The organism is Streptomyces sp. NPDC001980, assembly GCF_040296885.1.
Taxonomy (GTDB): Bacteria; Actinomycetota; Actinomycetes; order Streptomycetales; family Streptomycetaceae; genus Streptomyces.
In genome coordinates this window covers 129185-145101 of record NZ_JBEOYD010000025.1, presented here as the reverse complement: position 1 = coordinate 145101, position 15917 = coordinate 129185, and the positions used below count along the sequence as shown (strand labels likewise).

General features: G+C 68.2%; 18 protein-coding genes and 1 pseudogene. 14 read left to right on the top strand and 5 right to left on the bottom strand.

All coding sequences use genetic code 11. The annotated features are described in order from the left end of the window. Positions 1 to 198: 198 nt before the first annotated feature. Positions 199 to 483, bottom strand: a complete 285-nt coding sequence (locus ABT137_RS32360) for a hypothetical protein (protein ID WP_351714656.1) — start codon at positions 481 to 483, stop codon at positions 199 to 201. 109 nt (positions 484 to 592) lie between these two features. Then, positions 593 to 1129, bottom strand: coding sequence for a MarR family winged helix-turn-helix transcriptional regulator (locus tag ABT137_RS32355; protein ID WP_350776790.1), 537 nt, complete (start codon positions 1127 to 1129; stop codon positions 593 to 595). 248 nt (positions 1130 to 1377) lie between these two features. Between ABT137_RS32355 and ABT137_RS32350 the strand changes: the two are divergent. The 3 genes and pseudogenes from ABT137_RS32350 to ABT137_RS32340 all read left to right on the top strand — a co-directional run. Further along, positions 1378 to 1530, top strand: a pseudogene (locus ABT137_RS32350) (oxidoreductase); the annotation flags it as partial. A 44-nt stretch (positions 1531 to 1574) separates the two neighbouring features. Then, the gene (locus ABT137_RS32345) at positions 1575 to 3002 is read left to right on the top strand and encodes an MFS transporter (RefSeq protein ID WP_351714655.1); all 1428 of its coding nucleotides are present in this window, start codon (positions 1575 to 1577) and stop codon (positions 3000 to 3002) included. Positions 3003 to 4155: 1153 nt separating this feature from the next. Further along, entirely contained in the window at positions 4156 to 4359 is a 204-nt protein-coding gene (locus ABT137_RS32340; protein WP_143599455.1) for a cold-shock protein, read from the top strand. A 546-nt stretch (positions 4360 to 4905) separates the two neighbouring features. Here the strand turns inward: ABT137_RS32340 and ABT137_RS32335 are convergent. Beyond that, complete coding sequence (locus tag ABT137_RS32335; RefSeq protein ID WP_351714654.1) at positions 4906 to 5646, bottom strand: GntR family transcriptional regulator; 741 nt, start codon at positions 5644 to 5646, stop codon at positions 4906 to 4908. A gap of 203 nt (positions 5647 to 5849) precedes the next feature. Between ABT137_RS32335 and ABT137_RS32330 the strand changes: the two genes are divergently transcribed. The 10 genes from ABT137_RS32330 (at position 5850) to ABT137_RS32285 (ending at position 10488) form a co-directional block, all read left to right on the top strand. After that, positions 5850 to 6197, top strand: coding sequence for an SCO3933 family regulatory protein (locus ABT137_RS32330; RefSeq protein ID WP_351714653.1), 348 nt, complete (start codon positions 5850 to 5852; stop codon positions 6195 to 6197). Beyond that, positions 6197 to 6400, top strand: a complete 204-nt coding sequence (locus ABT137_RS32325) for a hypothetical protein (protein WP_351714652.1) — start codon at positions 6197 to 6199, stop codon at positions 6398 to 6400. Before ABT137_RS32330 ends, ABT137_RS32325 begins: the two co-directional genes overlap by 1 nt. A 9-nt stretch (positions 6401 to 6409) precedes the next feature. After that, a complete protein-coding gene (locus tag ABT137_RS32320; protein WP_351714651.1) occupies positions 6410 to 7519 on the top strand; it encodes an FtsK/SpoIIIE domain-containing protein in 1110 nt (369 codons plus the stop codon). A 12-nt stretch (positions 7520 to 7531) separates the two neighbouring features. After that, positions 7532 to 7726 carry a hypothetical protein gene (locus tag ABT137_RS32315; protein WP_108014878.1) on the top strand — a complete coding sequence of 65 codons (195 nt, stop codon included), beginning with the start codon at positions 7532 to 7534 and terminating at the stop codon, positions 7724 to 7726. Positions 7727 to 7758: 32 nt separating this feature from the next. After that, positions 7759 to 8049 (top strand): hypothetical protein, encoded by a 291-nt coding sequence (locus ABT137_RS32310; protein WP_351714650.1) that lies wholly within the window; start codon positions 7759 to 7761, stop codon positions 8047 to 8049. A 104-nt stretch (positions 8050 to 8153) separates the two neighbouring features. Continuing rightward, positions 8154 to 8414: a hypothetical protein gene (locus tag ABT137_RS32305; protein WP_351714649.1), complete on the top strand. Its 261-nt coding sequence runs from the start codon at positions 8154 to 8156 to the stop codon at positions 8412 to 8414. Next, complete coding sequence (locus tag ABT137_RS32300) at positions 8411 to 9784, top strand: replication initiator (protein ID WP_351714648.1); 1374 nt, start codon at positions 8411 to 8413, stop codon at positions 9782 to 9784. The genes ABT137_RS32305 and ABT137_RS32300 overlap by 4 nt, the downstream gene beginning before the upstream one ends. Continuing rightward, on the top strand, positions 9765 to 9986 hold the full coding sequence (locus tag ABT137_RS32295; protein WP_502984605.1) for a helix-turn-helix transcriptional regulator: 222 nt from the start codon (positions 9765 to 9767) through the stop codon (positions 9984 to 9986). The genes ABT137_RS32300 and ABT137_RS32295 overlap by 20 nt, the downstream gene beginning before the upstream one ends. Next, positions 9983 to 10210, top strand: a complete 228-nt coding sequence (locus ABT137_RS32290; RefSeq protein ID WP_351714646.1) for a hypothetical protein — start codon at positions 9983 to 9985, stop codon at positions 10208 to 10210. The genes ABT137_RS32295 and ABT137_RS32290 overlap by 4 nt, the downstream gene beginning before the upstream one ends. 29 nt (positions 10211 to 10239) lie before the next feature. Beyond that, a complete protein-coding gene (locus ABT137_RS32285; protein ID WP_351714645.1) occupies positions 10240 to 10488 on the top strand; it encodes a DUF2199 domain-containing protein in 249 nt (82 codons plus the stop codon). A gap of 574 nt (positions 10489 to 11062) precedes the next feature. Here ABT137_RS32285 and ABT137_RS32280 read toward each other — a convergent pair. Next, positions 11063 to 11959 carry a L,D-transpeptidase family protein gene (locus ABT137_RS32280; RefSeq protein WP_351714644.1) on the bottom strand — a complete coding sequence of 299 codons (897 nt, stop codon included), beginning with the start codon at positions 11957 to 11959 and terminating at the stop codon, positions 11063 to 11065. Between the two features lie 23 nt (positions 11960 to 11982). Beyond that, positions 11983 to 12459 carry a LamG domain-containing protein gene (locus ABT137_RS32275; RefSeq protein ID WP_351714643.1) on the bottom strand — a complete coding sequence of 159 codons (477 nt, stop codon included), beginning with the start codon at positions 12457 to 12459 and terminating at the stop codon, positions 11983 to 11985. Between ABT137_RS32275 and ABT137_RS32270 the strand changes: the two genes are divergently transcribed. Beyond that, entirely contained in the window at positions 12460 to 15780 is a 3321-nt protein-coding gene (locus ABT137_RS32270; protein ID WP_351714642.1) for an RHS repeat domain-containing protein, read from the top strand. Positions 15781 to 15917 lie beyond the last annotated feature (137 nt).

Sequence of the window (15917 nt, the reverse complement as noted above, 5' to 3'; positions counted from 1 at the left end):
CAAGTGGGTCTTGACCTCCTCAAGGCCATCAGCTTGGGAAGCTGCGGTCACTTGCGGTTGCTTTGGTTACTGACCTGGGCGAACGTTCAGAACACGGCTTCCTTCGGCCGGTCCCGCTTTACCGTTGGTCCCCGCGGTTCCCCGCCCGATCTGGTGCGCAAGTGGTGCGCCGGCGGGCGGAGGATTCGGTCCGCCGCCTCAGCCGCTCTCGCCGGGCGACGTCGGCTCGCCGTCCCCGCTGTACAGGTCGACGCGGAGACGATCCTTGGCCGCTTCGAGTCGTGCGTCATAGTCGGGCATGAAGAGCTCGCTCAGCGTCTTGTCCAGCGTGCCCGAGATCGCATAGACCGGTGACCAGACGGCTCGGTCGCGGATGATCCCCGCAAGGTCGTCGGACTTGAACATCACCTGGTAGAGCCAGTCAGACAGTATGAACGCTTGATCGCGCGTGAGTCTGATGGTGATCGCGTCCTCTTCTTCCACACCCTCAACCTGGCTGCCTCAGTCGACGGTGTCCCCGGTGCAACGGCAGTCGGAGACCAACACGCTTTCCGAGCGTGCTTGTGCCGGTCGGGCGGCCGTGCGGAGTCGTTCACCTGCGTGCATGGTCTGCGCCTGCGAGATCGGCGGTGGCTTGCGCGAGGTTGTGCTCCAGGCGTTCCAGGGTGAGCAGGGCCGCGGTCCGCTCGTCGGGGGAGAGTTCTGCCGTCACGAGGTCTTCGAGCTGACTCCAGACCCGCTCGACTTCTCGGCGCAGGGCATGGCTGGCCGCCGTGGGTTCGATGAGTGACGCGCGCTTGTCAGTGGGTGAGGGGCGGCGGTGGACGAAGCCGGCCTGCTCCAGGCGCCGGACGGTGCGGGTCATGGTGGCGGCGTCGGAGTCCATCAGGCGCACCAGGTCGGCTTGCCGCTGGGGGCCGAGTTCCCACAGGTACATCATGACCAGCTCCTGGCCAGGGTACAGGCCGACGCGGCGCAGCAGGTGTCCCACGTGCATGCGGTGCAGGCGGGCCAGTCGGAAGATCGTGTGGCTGATGGGCCCGCCGCCGGCTGCGGCCGGCACAGGGACCGTGGCCTCCTGAGCCGCCTCTGTGAGCCCCTTCTCGTTCTCCGGTGTGGACTGCGCCATCACTTGCCTCACTTTCCTGTCCGGCCAGTCAACCCTACCCCCTTGGGCCGACGGCTGTGCCGGTCGGCCGGGGGTGGCCCTAAGTAAAGAGCTCGACACGGCGGGTGCGGTGCGCGTCACATCGGTCGCCGGAACGAATCCTCGAGATTTACCTGTTCGGACAGGTGATTTACTGTTCGGACAGGAATTCGCTGGTGCGGGCCACGTCGGGCCCGGGCCGCGGAGCAGCACTCGTCGTGAGGAAGACCATGACCACTGCTTTTGATCCGATCGTCCTGGGCGGCACGCGTCTGGCGAACCGCGTCGTGACGGCGCCGATGACCCGCAGTCGTGCCTTCGGGCCCGGCGCGGAGCCGACGGAGCTGCTGACGACCTACTACGCGCAGCGCGCCAGCGCCGGGTCAGCGTGGTGATTTGCGTGAAGCGCTCCGGTTCTCCTTCGGCCATGGTTGCCGTCCTCTCCCTCACCGGCCTGCTGGCGTCGCTGCTGCAGACGCTGGCCATCCCGCTCATCCCGAGCTTTCCCACACTTCTGAACGCCTCGCCCACCGATGCGTCGTGGGTCGTCACCATCTCGCTTCTGACCGGCGCGATCGTCACGCCGGTCAGCGGACGCCTCGGTGACCTCTTCGGCAAACGGCGCGCTTTGCTGCTGACGCTCTCCGTGGTGATCACCGGCGCGGCGATGTCCGCCCTGACCAGTTCGCTGTGGCTGATGGTGATCGGCCGTGGCCTGCAGGGCTGCGCGCTCGGGGTGATCCCGCTCGCCCTGGGCATCTTCCGGGACGAACTTCCGCCCCACCGGATTGGCGGGGCGATCGCACTTCTGACCGGGACGCTCGGCCTCGGTGGCGCGGTGGGGATTCCACTGGCCGGTCTGGTCGCCGAGCACTTTGACTGGCACGTGCTGTTCTGGGGATCGGCCGGGCTGGGCCTGCTCTGCGCCCTCCTGACCGCGCTGGTGGTGCCGGAGTCGCCGCAGCGAACCGAGGGACGTTTCGACGTCGTCGGTACCCTTGGGCTGGCCGTGGGACTGATCGGCCTGCTCCTGCCGATCGTCAAGGGCGGGCAGTGGGGCTGGGGCAGTACCCGAACGCTCTGCTTTGGCGCGGCGGCCGTCGTCATCCTGCTCACCTGGGGCCGGCACCAGTTGCACGCCCGCTCCCCCCTTGTCGACCTGCGGCTCTCCGCGCGGCGACCGCTGCTGATGACCAACCTCGCCACCATCGTGGTCGGCTTCGCGATATTCACCATGCTCTTCGCGTTTCCGCAGATTCTGCAGGCGCCTCCCGCCACCGGCTATGGGCTCGGTCAGAGCCTGGTGCGGACCGGGCTCGCCGTTGCCCCGAACGGAGTGGTGGCGCTGTTGCTGACTCCGGTCGCGACCCGCCTGATCACCCGGTACGGGGCCCGGCTGGCCATGATGCTGGGAGCATTCGTCATCGCCGCCGGCTACGTCTTCGTCACGCTCCTGATGAACAGCGTCATCGAGTTCGTCATCGCCTCGGGCATCATCGGGGCCGGCGCCGGCATCTCAGTCGCTGCCACGTCAAAGCTGATCACCGATGCGGTCCCGGTGACCGAGACGGCCTCGGGCAACGGGGTGAACAACCTGATGCGCTCGGTCGGAACCACCGCCGCCAGCGCGGCCCTGACCGTGATCCTGGCACACGGCGCAATCACGGTCGGTTCGGCGACGCTGCCCTCGGCGGAGGGGTTCCGGACCACGTTCATCGTCGGGGCTGCGGCGGCAATTGTGGGTCTGCTCTTTTCAGCGCTGATCCCGAATCGTAAGCCGATGTCCGGCGGCCCGGCAGAGCGATACTCAAAGCCTGTCGACGCCCCTGACGGGGACGTGATTTACAAGCGATAGCACAGGCTTTGAGATCCAGCCTCATCCTTATCAGGTCGATCATGGGACGTCGGCGGTGTTGGTCAACCGGCCGTGCTTCTGCCCATGCCATACGCAGAGGTCCGGCGCCAACCGTTGCTGTGCGGGGTTGTTGGTGTCAGGCGCTGGTGTCAGCCGTCCTAGGCCGACTTGACAGATTCGCCGCTCGCCCTGAGTCCCAGCAGTCGTGAGGCGCACAGCCTTGTTCGCTCGGGCCCCGGCGTGCGCTTACGAATACCTGTGGTGTGCAGCCTGAGCTGAGACTCCCAAAGCTTCACCGATCTCCCTCCAGGTCAGGGAATGCACCTCTCGGGCCGCGATGACCTCTTCGCGGAGGACGGACTCGGCAGCATCGCGAAGGATGGTCGCGATGAGGAGCCGGAAGCTGGCACTGGTGTCTCCCGACTGTTTGGATGCTCGCCGGATCTGATCTCGCATGATCTCGTCGGCCACTGGGGTCCGACCGTGCTCGATGCGCATTGGGCGTGTAGCCATCAACATAGTTTGACAAAACTGACTGACCGTCACCGACCAAATGAACATAAATGCAGTTCAGGGCAGGGTTGTTCGCGATGCCCCAGTGTCAGTGCGCTGCCTCAGAATAGAGAATGCGGCCACGGCCCCGGTAACGGCGGCTCCCTGGTCCTAACGCAGGCCCAAGCTTCCTCCGGTAACGGCGGCGGCCCCCTGGTCCTACGCAGGAGGCCGCCAACACCGTCAGAAATGCCAACCGAAGGAGGTCGACATTCCCAGCACTCGAAAGTGTAGGCGCTGCCACCGTCAGCAACCTATGCGCAAACTCGCACGCACGGCCCGGGGAACCCGCCGGATCAGCACCCACCTGGTCGAACGGGGTGCACGCCGCCACTTCCGTAAGCTCCTGAACTACGCCTCGGATGAGCTCATGCGTACGGCTGTGAAAGCCAGCTTGAGCGGGGCCGCGACCGTCGCGCTCTACTGGTGGCACCACCACCGCTGAGGCCTGGGAAGTGTCCGATAGCTCAGGCGGCTGCCTCGTCGGTGAAGGCCCGCATGGCGTGCACGCACAGTGAGCATACGTATGCATACTGCTTCGGCCTGTGCCATGATTCGGTCGTGGTCGATGACGGCCACGCACACAGGACGCGGAGCGAGCGTGGCAACCGGAATTGTGAAGTGGTTCAACGACGCGCAGGGGTTCGGCTTCATCACCCCGGACGAAGGAGGCGAGGACCTCTATGCCCATTTCAGCGCCATCACCATGAATGGCTTCAAGACCCTCAAAGAGGGCCAACAGGTGTCGTTCGATGTTGTGCAGGGTCCGAAGGGCAAGCAGGCATCGAACATCCAAGCTGCGTGACCGTCCATGCGCCCGTGCGACGGGCCGCTCACTCCGTGACCCGTCGGACAGGCTCTAGTGGTGGGCTGCTACTGAACACGGGGCGACTATGTGTCCTTTCAGTAACCCACCACTTTCCCCAGCTCCCATCCCGTCCGCCGTCGACCCACACACCGTGGAGCGGGCGTGGTTCATGGCGTCCAGGTGGAGCGCGCCACTGTACGAACGACCTGGACGCCATGGGCTGCGTCTGCTCGGCTCTGCCTGGGTCGACGGTGGTCGGGATGGGAGCTCCCCGCGCACGCCACTACGAACCGGTAGCCGGGAACGGCGCTCCCTCCATCCCGGTGTCGGCCGATCCCCCGCCGGAGGCATCGCCCTGACTGCGACATGTGTACGGTGATCACCCATCGCTCCGGGCCCCCGCGTGGGCGCGCGTTGGCGCAGCCCGCCGGAGCGAGCCGAAGGCAGGAGCGGCGGCGGAGCGGAGCCAGGAGCGCGCCCGGCGGAGCGGAGCGCAGCCGGGGCTTGATCACGTGAAGAAAGTCTGAGCCACCAGAGGTCTGGCTACAGCCTGAACGACAGCTCCAACTCGTCGCCCGGTAGGTGGAACTCCTCCAGAGCCAAGGGCTTGTCCGCCGCCGTGAGCGTCACGCGCAGGACATGGAGAAGTGGCACCCCGTCCGCGAGTCTGAGGGCCTGAGCCTGGTCCGGTAGAGGCATGCGCGTCCGGACGTACTCCGTGAAGTGGAGTTCGTGGCCCAGGTCGGTGAGAGCGACGTAGAGCTCCGGCGCCGGCGGTGGGGCTTCCTCCTCGTACTTGGTGTCTATTAGCACCGAGAACGGCACGTACGTCCGGTGGAGTTGGCGGAGGTGGCCGTTGTCTGCCGTCTGTAGGGCGTCGTACGTGAACATCGGCTCGCCCGGCGGGATACGGAGTAGGTCCGCCAGGGCCAACGGGGCGTCGGTCCGGGTGGCTACCGGCGGCTCGGCGTCGGTCCAGCGGATGCCGTCGGCTTCGATGTAGCGGCCGTCCGAGGCTCGGCGTACGCCGCGTGGGCGGGTGAGGCCGGGGCGGCTGTGGGGGGAGCGGGCGAAGGTGCCGCGGCCCATGATGGCCTCGACGAGACCGGATGCCCTCAGCTCGGCCAGGCCCTGACGGACTGTGGGGCGCGTCACGCCGAACTGTTTGGCCAACGCCTCCTCGGACGGGAGCGGTTGGCCGGCCGGGAAGGTGCCGTGCAGGATGCCATCGCGCAGGTAGTCGGCGATTTGCCGGTACTTCGGCTGCGTGTTCTTCGGCGGCATGCGGGCCCTCCGTGGCCGTGGCTTCTGCGGCTGTTCTTTGCTGTGGACGGCTTGCCCACGATCGTGGACAGCTTCTCGTATCGCTAGGTCGGTTGACAACCCGTACTACGGGTCGGCAATCTGGTCTGCGTTACCCGTACTACGGGTGGTCTAGCAACCCGCAGGATCGGCCTGCGGGTGCCAGAGATGAGGAGAGACGAACAGTGGCAAGCCTTCCGATCGACACCGCGAAGTTCACGGGGATCATCTGCGCCGTGCCCCCGGCTCCGCGGGTCGCCAACCGAGAGACCGGTCAGTTGTGGGTCGACCGCGAGACCGGCAAGACCATGTACCAGGTCGGCCTCTGCCTGATGGCAGGGGCGTCGGCCGACGTCGTGAACGTGAGCGTGGCCGGTGAGCCGACCGGTGTGCAGCTCGGCATGCCGGTGGCCGTGCGGGACCTGGTCGCCACGCCGTGGGAGAACGAGGGGCGGCACGGGATCGCGTTCCGTGCCGCGGAGATCCGGCCCCTGAGCGCTCCCGCCCCGGCGGGCAAGGGGGCCGGGCAGTGATGAAACTGGCCTCCGCCACCACATCGGCCGGTGCGACCGGGCCGAGTTGGGTGCTGTTGGTGGCCGCAGTGCTGGTGTCGGGTCTGCTTCTGGCGGGCCCGGCCCTGCACCGCCGTCATCCCGTCGCCTGGTGGCTGTTACTCGGCTTTCCGGTCGCCGCCTTCCGGGTCGTGCGGACCTGGCGGCTGCTGATGGCCGGGTGAGGGCTGGCCGTGAGCCGACGACCGGCGCTTACGGTCGTCTCCGGGCTCGTCGGCAACGGCGCGCCTCCGCCACAGCCGCGCGTGCCACGTCGCGGTCTCATACGCCCGACCTCCGGCGGCTTCGTCTTGCTGGTCCGGCTGTTACCGGGGCAGGTGCCCGAGGACTTCGTCAAGGCGGCGCCGGCCATGGCGGAGGACTGGCAGGGTCACGCGGTGCGCGTGACCTCCTGGAAGCCGGGGGTCGTACGGATCGTCGCGTCGGCGTCCGATCCGCTGGCCGCTCCGCGGGTGCCGAAGCAGCGGGGCGCTGGCCATCTGCTCAGGGTGGCCGTGGGCGTGCTGGAGACCGGGGCCGCGTGGGTGGTCGACCTGCGGCGAGTGCCGCACTGGCTGATCGTGGGGGCCACCCGTTCCGGCAAGTCGACGTTGATCAACGCGCTCGTGGCGGGCCTCGCCCCGCAGCACGTCGCCTTGGTCGGGATCGACTGCAAGGGCGGCATGGAGCTCTCCCTCTACGGACCGCGGTTGTCCGCCCTCGCGACCAACCGTGAGCAAGCGGTCCGGCTGTTGGCCGCGCTGGTTGATCTGACCCTCGACCGCATGAGCGTGTGCCGGGCGGCACGGGTCCGAAACGTCTGGGGCCTGCCGGACAAGGAACGCCCCGTCCCCATCGTCGTGATCGTCGACGAGATCGCGGAACTGTTCCTCGTCGCGAGCCGCAGCGAGAAGGACGAAGCGCAGGCGGTCGGTACGGCGCTCATCCGACTTGCCCAGCTCGGCGCGGCACTCGGGGTGTTCCTCGTCGTCGCCGGCCAACGCGTCGGCTCCGACCTGGGCCCCGGAGTCACCGCCCTGCGGGCACAGCTCGGCGGCCGGGTCTGTCACCGCGTGGCCGACCCCGGAACAGCCGAAATGGCGCTCGGTGACCTCAACCCCGATGCCCTGAAGGCAGCGCAGGCCATCACGCCTGAACAGGCCGGTACTGCCGTCCGCGCTTCCGGCGACGGCTGGGAACGCGCCCGTTCGCACCTGATCACCGAGGCGGAGGCGGAAGCCGTCGCCGCCGAGTACGCGCACCTGACTCCCGTCCTGTCCGGGCTGCACGTCGAAGCGCCGTGAAAGGGGCCTGCCGTGCTGGTGTCCATGTCCGCCGTTCTCCTGCTGGGCCTGCTGATCTGGTTCCTGCTGCGCATCCGGTACCTGCGGTGGGCCGACGCGCTGCTCTGCGGAGCCTTCGGCTTCCTGCTCTCCAAGACCGTGGCCGCCCCGTTCGCCCAAGCGTTCCTCGACGGCGTGAACGGCTTCCTCGGTCAACTCCGCTTCTGACAGCACCCGTTGGGAAGAGAAGGGGACTTCCTGTGTCCAAGTACGTCATCCGCTCCGGTGACCGGGCCGCGTTCATCGCCGGCCTTCGGGAGCCGGCGGACTTCCTGACCGCCAACCCCACCGTCCTCGTCCCGCGCAACGCGTCCTTCGGCGTCTTCGTCGACGCGTCCGACGCGGCAGCGCGCAGGGAGGGCGCGGAGCACGTCGCCGCGCCTCTCGGCGTGCCCGTCGAGGACATCGGTGAGGGCTATTACGACGCACGCCGTGACTTCGGCTCGATCGCATACAGCGTCATCGCGATACCGCCCGAGGAGCGGCAGTGATCGCCCGTGCAACGGGCTCCCGACGGGGCGCGAAGTCGCCAAACCCGACCCCGTCAGGAACCCACTCCATCCGCCACGTGAGCAGTGAAAGGAGCACTCACACTTTGTCCACTGCGCATCATTCGCGCAAATCTCCGCTGCCCGACTGCGACCTGAAGGGAGACGATCCCGAGGTCTCGACCTGCGAGGGATCCGAACGTGTCGTCCTCGTCGGGCTCGACGACACCGAGCAGCACCTGTGCCCGGCGCACGCTGCTGCGGTCTGGCTCACGGATCCGACGTTCCGGTTCAGCGCCAAGACTCGGCCGGAGGCAATCTCGGCCGTGATGCGGCACGCGTTTGGTGGGGGCGGTGGTCGACGATGACCACGACGCTCGTGCCGGGCAGCGCTGCCGCTCTGGTCGCCAGGGCCTCGGAACCCGAGTTCGCCGCCTGGCGCCGGAACATCGTTCGCCTCGGCGGTTGTACCAACCCGATTCACCTCGTCGGCACGGCGACCGTCTTCGACACGGCCACGGGTGCGGCTCTGCACTCGTACGGGTCGGACGTCTACGGCGGTCGCCTGCTCACCGCGTGCGGCAATCGGCGGGCGACGGTCTGTCCGGCCTGCTCGGCGCTGTACCGGGCGGACACGTACCAACTCGTTCGGGCCGGACTCGTCGGCGGCAAGAACGTCAACGAGGCGGTGAGCGGGCACCCGCGCGTGTTCGCCACGCTCACCGCTCCCGGCTTCGGTCCGGTTCACACTCGGCGGGAGCGCGATGGGCTCGTACGGGCCTGTCGTCCCCGCCGGCCGGGGGAGTGCTGTCCACACGGGCGGCCGGTCGGATGCCGTACGCGCCACGCGGCCGACGATCCTCGCCTCGGTGAACCGCTCTGCCCGCGCTGCTACGACTACGCGGGCGCCGTTCTCTGGCACGCGTTCGCCGGTCGGCTCTGGCATTGGTTCGGGCTGGAGCTGCGGCGGGAGGTTGCTCGGCGGGCCGGTCTGTCGCGTACGGAGTTCGGGGAAGTTGCCCGACTCTCGTACGCGAAGGTCGCTGAGTACCAGCGGCGGGGCCTGGTCCACTTCCATGGCGTGATCCGCCTCGACGGACCGGACGGGCCTGACTCACCTCCGCCGGGCTGGGCGACTACGGCACTGCTGGCGGAGGCCGTTCCGGTGGTGGCTGGTCGGGTGCGGCTTGTGGCCCCGGGCGCGGACATCGTCGGTCCGCGGGAGCTGCGCTTCGGCAGGCAGGTCGACGTACGGCCCGTTACCTCGTACCGCCGGGACGCGGGGGAGCGGCCAGCCTCCGCGGGAGCCGTCGCGGGCTACATCGCCAAGTACGCGACGAAGGGAGCGGAGTCCGCCGGCGCGGTGGACGGCCGAATCTACGACGCGCGGGGCATGGTCATGCTGCCCGTCCGGGCGCACGTGCTGCGCATGATCGGCACGTGTTGGTGGCTGGGCGGTCTGGCGGAGTTCGAGCCGCTTGGGCTTCGTCGCTGGGCGCACATGCTCGGGTACGGCGGCCACTTCTCCAGCAAGTCACGCCGATACTCGACCACGCTGACCGCTCTCAGGCAGGCACGTGCCGACCATCGCGCGGAGCAACAGCGGGACTCCCTCGGACTGGCCGGCGTCCCGACCGTCACGGTTGGCCAGTGGCGTTATGCGGGGCGCGGCTACTCGCCAGCGGGGGAGCTCCTGGCCGCTTCGGTGCGGGAGGGCGGTGGTCGTCGTGGGGCGTGAGAGCCGTGCGAAGACGGCCGAACTGCTCACCGTTCGGCAGGTGCTCGACGAACTGGGCGGCATCTCCCGACGCACCTTCTACCGCTGGCGGGAACTGCGCCTCGCCCCTGCCTGCATCCGGCTGCCGAACGGGGAGCTACGGGTCCGGCGGGACGCGCTCAACGACTGGTTGGAGGAGCGGGCGGAGGGGGCTGCGTCGTGAAGTCGTACAAGGTCTCTGTCTGGAAGATCTCCGTCAACAAGACCACCAAGAAGCTGACCTACCTCGTGCGGTGGGTCGTCGACGGCCAGCCGTTCAGCGAGTCGTACAAGACCAAGACGTTGGCCGACCGCTTCCGCGCGAAGCTGGTGGGCGCGCTCGACAAGGGCGAGCCGTTCGGCACGGTCACCGGTCTGCCCGATTCGCCGGCCGCCCCCGTCCCTTGAGCCGAGACAACTTCGCCCGAGCTCTGGACATGTGGAACACCCCCGGCCGCGAAGCTGAGAAGCCGTACTTCGGCTGGCTGACCACCGAGCTCAGTCTGTACACACCCAGCACGCTCAACCTGAAGACGCACGCCCACACCCGTCCGGTCGGTCAACGCCCCCTTATCGAGCTGGAACCCACCGATCATCCTCTCGCCGTCGAGCAGCGCACAGGGATCAAGCAGGACCGCGTGCGCGAGATCGCGGAGGCTGTCCTTCACCCTGGCGACAACGCTTGATCTGAGTTGCGTGACCGGTGCGCCCTGGGCCCACAGGACTACTCTCTGAGGGGTCCGCGGAACGCCCGCTGACCTGCCGCGAAGCCTTCCAAGATCAACACGCTATTACAACGTGATCACTGGCAAACGGCTGCTTCCGACCGCATCCGCCTGCACAAACAACAAGACCCCGCGCTCAGCTAACCAGCTGGTCACGGGGTCTTTAGGCACCTAATCCAAGGTGCCCCCGGCAGGGGACACGGAACATGGGAACAGGGAAAGCCCCTGGTTGGGGGCGAGCAGTTGGTGATCTGGAGCGTCGTCCGGCTGAACCGGTAGGGCGTCGACAATGGTCGCAGGTTTGAGTCCGTGGGGAAGTACGGCACGTCTGGCCAGGGACCGTACAGGACGGACGCGCCGTAGCGGGGCATGGGGATTGTTGGTGGACACCGTGGTGCGTATGCCCTTGGCGAGCCATGTGTCCCTTTTACCGGTTCGAGCGCCTGTGGCATGGGGTCGGCTCCGAGTCCCGTCAGGGGCCGCGGATCGGTTCTCGACCTGCGGCCCCTGACCGTCGTGCATCGCCGCGCGGGCGCTAGTGAATGGCGATTACCGGGTGCTGGGCCGGGTCGATCCAGCGGATGATCTCGGTCATCACCGAGGCCGGCAGGGCGACGCATCCTGCCGTGGGGCCGGCCTGTGGGCCGAGGTCGTGGAGGAAGATGCCGGCGCCGCGGCCGGCGACTGCGGGGTTGGTGTTGAAGTTGATGACGAGGGCGTTGTTGTACTGGGTGGGGTAGTTGATGAGGTGTTCGCTGCCGTGGACGCCGGCTTCGGTGAGCGGGAAGCCGCCCTGCTCCGAGGTGCGCATCTGGTTGTAGTAGGGCGAGGAGGGGTCCTCGACCCACCAGTCGTCCGTGGCCACGTGGTGATAGGGCATCTTCGTCCCGGGGTTGGTACCGACGCCGAAGCCCTGCGTGATGGTGTACGTGCCGGTCGGCGTCGTATCGGTGCCCTGCTTGCGGGTGGCGCCGTCGGTCACCCCGTTCGCCCCGACCCTGGCCTTGGTCGTGGCGTAGACCTTGTGCCAGGTAGTTCCGCTCTTCTGCCACGCGATGACGGTGGCGTAGGAGCCGTGGGCCTGGACGGTGACGACCTGGGTCGCCTTGCCCACCGCGACCGGCACGGGGAAGGGCGACGCCGTCGAGACGGCGGGGAGGGCCAGTCGCTCGCCCGGGTGGATGGTGTACGGACTGGCCAGGTGGTTGGTCCGGGCGAGCGCCTGCCAGCCGCCGGCCACATGCTCGGCCTGCGCGATGCCGGAAAGGGTGTCGCCGGCCTTCACTGTGTACGTCGTCGTGGCGGCCTGCGCCGGGGCGGCGGCGAGGACGCCGCCCGCGGCGGTGGCGGCGAGGGCCGAGGAGGCCATCGCGGTGCGCAGCCGTGCGGGCCGCGGTTTGGCGTGCCGGCCTGAGCCGGTGATGAAGGACATCGGTTTCCTGGTTTCCCTGGTCGTTACGGGATCTGCTGGTAGACGGCGGTGACCTGGTTGGCGGTCAGCGCGTAGTTCCACGCCTGGACGTTGCTGATGGAGCCAGGGAAGAAGTCACTGTTGGCCCCGTTGTACTTCGAGCGCCCGACGGAGAACGCGCCCGTGGCGCCCCACGACGTCACGTTGGCCGCGGTCCCGGCGAGGGCGCCGTTGACGTAGAGCTGGGCCGTCTTGGTGGCGGCGTTGTAGACGCCGACCAGGTGGGTCCAGGTGTTCGCGGTGGCCCCGGAGGCGTAGGCGAGGGTGAAGGAGGGGCTGGTCGTGTCGGCGTTGGTGAAGGTGAGGGCCCAGCCTGGGCTGCTCTTGTGGGCGTAGTTGTACTGGAGGTAGAAGGGGCTGTTCTGGGTGCCGTCCTGTCCGGCGACGGTCGCGTTGCTGCTGGGCAGCGAGGAGGGCTTGACCCAGGCGGAGACCGAGTAGCTGGCTGTGGTGTCGAGCACTTGGCCGCCGCTCGCGGCGTAGCCGCTGCTGCCGTCGAGCGACAGGACGGTTCCCCGGGTCGCGTCGGTGGCCCAGGTCGTGCCGCCGGTCAGGGTGAGCGGGTTGTTGCCGAGGTTCGGGTTGGCACCCGCTGCGTTGAGGGTGTTGAGGGTGTCGGTCGCGGCGGTGTCGGTGGCCACCGGCATGCCGTCGCCGTCGTCCAGGTCCTGCGCCTGCGCGAGACCCAGACCGGCACCGTCGACGGCGGACGGACCATCACCGACACCGTCTACAACACCGACGGATGGGTCGCCAAGACCACCAACCCCTACTACACCACCGGAGCGCCCAACTCCACACTCGTCCAGGCCCAGGACGGCCAGATACCGTCCGAGACCGGCTTCGCCTACGACGGAGCCGGCCGCAAGACCACGGCCACCGCGTACGCCCTGGGCACCGAGACCTGGCACACCACCACGGTCTTCGGCGGCAACTTCACCACGACCGTCCCGCCGGCCGGCGGTGTGGCCGAGTCCCAGCTCACCGACGCCCGGGGCAACGTCACCGACCTGTACCAGTACCACGCGGGAGTCCCGGCCGACCCGGTCAACGACCCCAGCAGCGACTACTCCGACACCCATTACACCTACAACCCCGACGGTTCGAAGTCCGGCGAGACCGACCCGGCCGGCAACACGTGGTCCTGGCACTACAACCTGCTCGGAGACCAGACCTCCGCGAGCGACCCGGACGCCGGTACGTCGACTGCCACCTACGACAACGCGGGACAGGTCCTCACCACCACCGACTCCCGCTCCAAGACCACCAGCTACGCCTACGATGCGGGCGGGCGGAAGACGGCAGCGTACGACACCACCGGCGGGGCCACCGCCTCCACGAGCAATCAGATCGCGTCGTGGACGTACGACACCCTCAAGAAGGGCCTGCTCACCTCCTCGACCTCCTACCAGCTCGGCACGTCGAGCCCCTCGGCGACCAGCGCAGTGCTTGGCTACACCTCCCTGGGCGAGGTGGCCGCCTCTCGCATCACGCTCGCGAACCTGCCGGCCAACGAGGCCGCCTTGGCGCCCTCCGGCGGGTACACCACCTCGTACACGTACAAGACCACCGGCACGCCGGCCACGCAGCAGGACGCGGCGGCCGGCGGACTTCCCTCCGAGACCATCGCGACCGGGTACGACCAGTACGGTGCCCCGACCAGTCTCGCCAGCACCGGCACCACGGCCTGGACCTACGTCAACGCCCTCGGCTACGACGAGTACGGGCACCCGCTGCAGTACTCCATGGGCCCGTCCACCAGCTGGGTCGACCTCACCCTGCAGTACGACCCGCAGACCGGCCAGCCCACCGACGCCAAGACCACCGACTCCAGCAGCTCCACCGTCGTCGACGACACGTCCTACAAGTGGTCCGACGGCGCCGTCTCCAAGGGGTCGGGTCTGCTCGCCTCGGTGACCGACGCGCAGAACGGCGGCGCGACCACCGACACCCAGTGCTACGCCTACGACTGGGACGTGCGGCTGTCCGCCGCATGGACCGCGACCGACCACTGCGCCACCGCCCCGGCGGCCGGCAGCAGCTCCATGGTCGGCGGGCCCAACCCGTACTGGGAGAGCTGGACCTACCGCGCCGACGGCGAGCGGCTGACCGAGACCGACCACGACACCGGCGGCAACACCGCCAACGACACCACCACCAACTACCTTTACCCGGCTGTAGGTTCGGCCACCGACCAGCCGCACACCCTCACCTCCACCACCGCCACCGGACCCGGCGCCACGGCGAACACCGCCTCCTACACCTACGACAACGCGGGCGACACCACCGCCGTCAACGGCGGCGCCCTCGGCAACCAGACCCTGACCTGGAACGACCAGGACAAGTTGGTCACCGACACCACCTCCGCCGGAACGACGGGCTATGTCTACGACGCCGATGGCAACCTGGTGCTGCGCACCGGTCCCAGCCAGGCCACCCTCTACCTCGACGACGAAGAGATCGTCGAGAACACCAGCAGCCACGCCCTCAGCGGCACCCGCTACTACGCCCTCGGCAACGCCATCGTCGCCGAACGCAGCAGCAGCGGTGACATCCAGTACCTGATCCCCGACCGCCAGGGCACTGACACCCTCGCCGTCGACTACCAGAGCCAGGCCGTCACCCGTCGGCAATACCTCCCCTTCGGCAAGGTCCGCGGCACCGCGCCAAGCACCTGGCCCGGCGACAAGGGCTATGTCGGCGGCATCGCCGACTCCGGTACTGGACTGGAGGACCTCGGAGCTCGGGAGTACGACGCACAGACCGGCCGTTTCGTCTCCCTCGACCCCCTGCTGGAGTCCTCCGACCCCTCGCAGATCTCCGGCTACGACTACAGCGGCAACGACCCGGTCACCGGAAGCGACCCCACCGGGGCCAGCTGGTTCAGCTCCCTCAGCAACGCCGTCTCCGGCTTCGCTCAGACCGCCAACGACGTCATGCAGCGCACCAACTGGGCCCAGGCGGCCCTCGGAGTCGGTGAGCTGCTCCTGGGCGCGGCGGCGGACGCGGGCGGCACGGCCCTCATGGCCACGGTCGTCGGCGCTCCCCTCGGCGCGGCCCTCGACTTCGCAGGCACTGGACTGGCCGTCGTCGGCGCCGCGACCGTCGCCGGGGCGGTGGCAGCGCCGAACATCGCGTACGCGGTGCAGAACGGCGACAGCGGGGGTGGGGGTACGCCGCACGAGGGGACGTCGGACGGCAAGGACGCGGGTGCCGCCAGCCTCCGCAACGAGCACAAGGGTCCGGACAACAAGCCGCTGCTGACCGAGGAGAATGCCTACAAGGCGCTCGAGGGAGGTCCGGACGACACCACAGCGGAGGTCAACCCGGAGGCGAAGGGGAAGAACGAGCAGGGCCAGAAGAACCCGGACATCAAGCTGCTGGACCGCCAGGGGAACCGCGTCGGCTACCGCGAGGCCAAGACGATCGCGAACCCCAAGCAGGCACGATTCATGGAGCAGTTGTCGAGTGCTACCAAGCAGCTCAGGGCTAAGGGAATGAAAATCAACGAGATCTTCTTCCAGGTGCCCAAGACCAATGACGCCTACTCCTGGCTGCGGGCCTGGCAGAAGCAACCGGGCCGGGACATCTCCAAGTGGCGCGGATACACGGTCCGCATCGTGGACGACACCGGCGGCGAGCTCGGCACCTACGACCTGGGGGATCCCGACCTCCACAACGTGGGCAAGGGCGGCGGAGGCGGAGACGACTCCGGGTACGACGACGCGATGAGGCAAGGGATGTTGAACAAGGAGAGGGCGATGGAGAGAGAAGGTTTCTGATCGTCCTCGCCCGGCAGGAGGCGCCGCACCGAGCCTCCTGCCGGGCCGTTTCACGAGGTAGGGGTATGAAAAAGCATGTCGGACTGCGCGAGCCTCATCTGCTGGAACTGTTCCCTGGTATTGGACCCGGGTTGGTT

Coding starts and splice junctions, on each gene's coding strand:
- ABT137_RS32355 (WP_350776790.1), bottom strand. CDS start 1,129: ATGGCGCAGTCCACACCGGAGAACGAGAAGGGGCTCACAGAGGCGGCT.
- ABT137_RS32345 (WP_351714655.1), top strand. CDS start 1,575: ATGGTTGCCGTCCTCTCCCTCACCGGCCTGCTGGCGTCGCTGCTGCAG.
- ABT137_RS32335 (WP_351714654.1), bottom strand. CDS start 5,646: ATGCCGCCGAAGAACACGCAGCCGAAGTACCGGCAAATCGCCGACTAC.
- ABT137_RS32325 (WP_351714652.1), top strand. CDS start 6,197: ATGAAACTGGCCTCCGCCACCACATCGGCCGGTGCGACCGGGCCGAGT.
- ABT137_RS32300 (WP_351714648.1), top strand. CDS start 8,411: ATGACCACGACGCTCGTGCCGGGCAGCGCTGCCGCTCTGGTCGCCAGG.
- ABT137_RS32285 (WP_351714645.1), top strand. CDS start 10,240: ATGTGGAACACCCCCGGCCGCGAAGCTGAGAAGCCGTACTTCGGCTGG.
- ABT137_RS32280 (WP_351714644.1), bottom strand. CDS start 11,959: ATGTCCTTCATCACCGGCTCAGGCCGGCACGCCAAACCGCGGCCCGCA.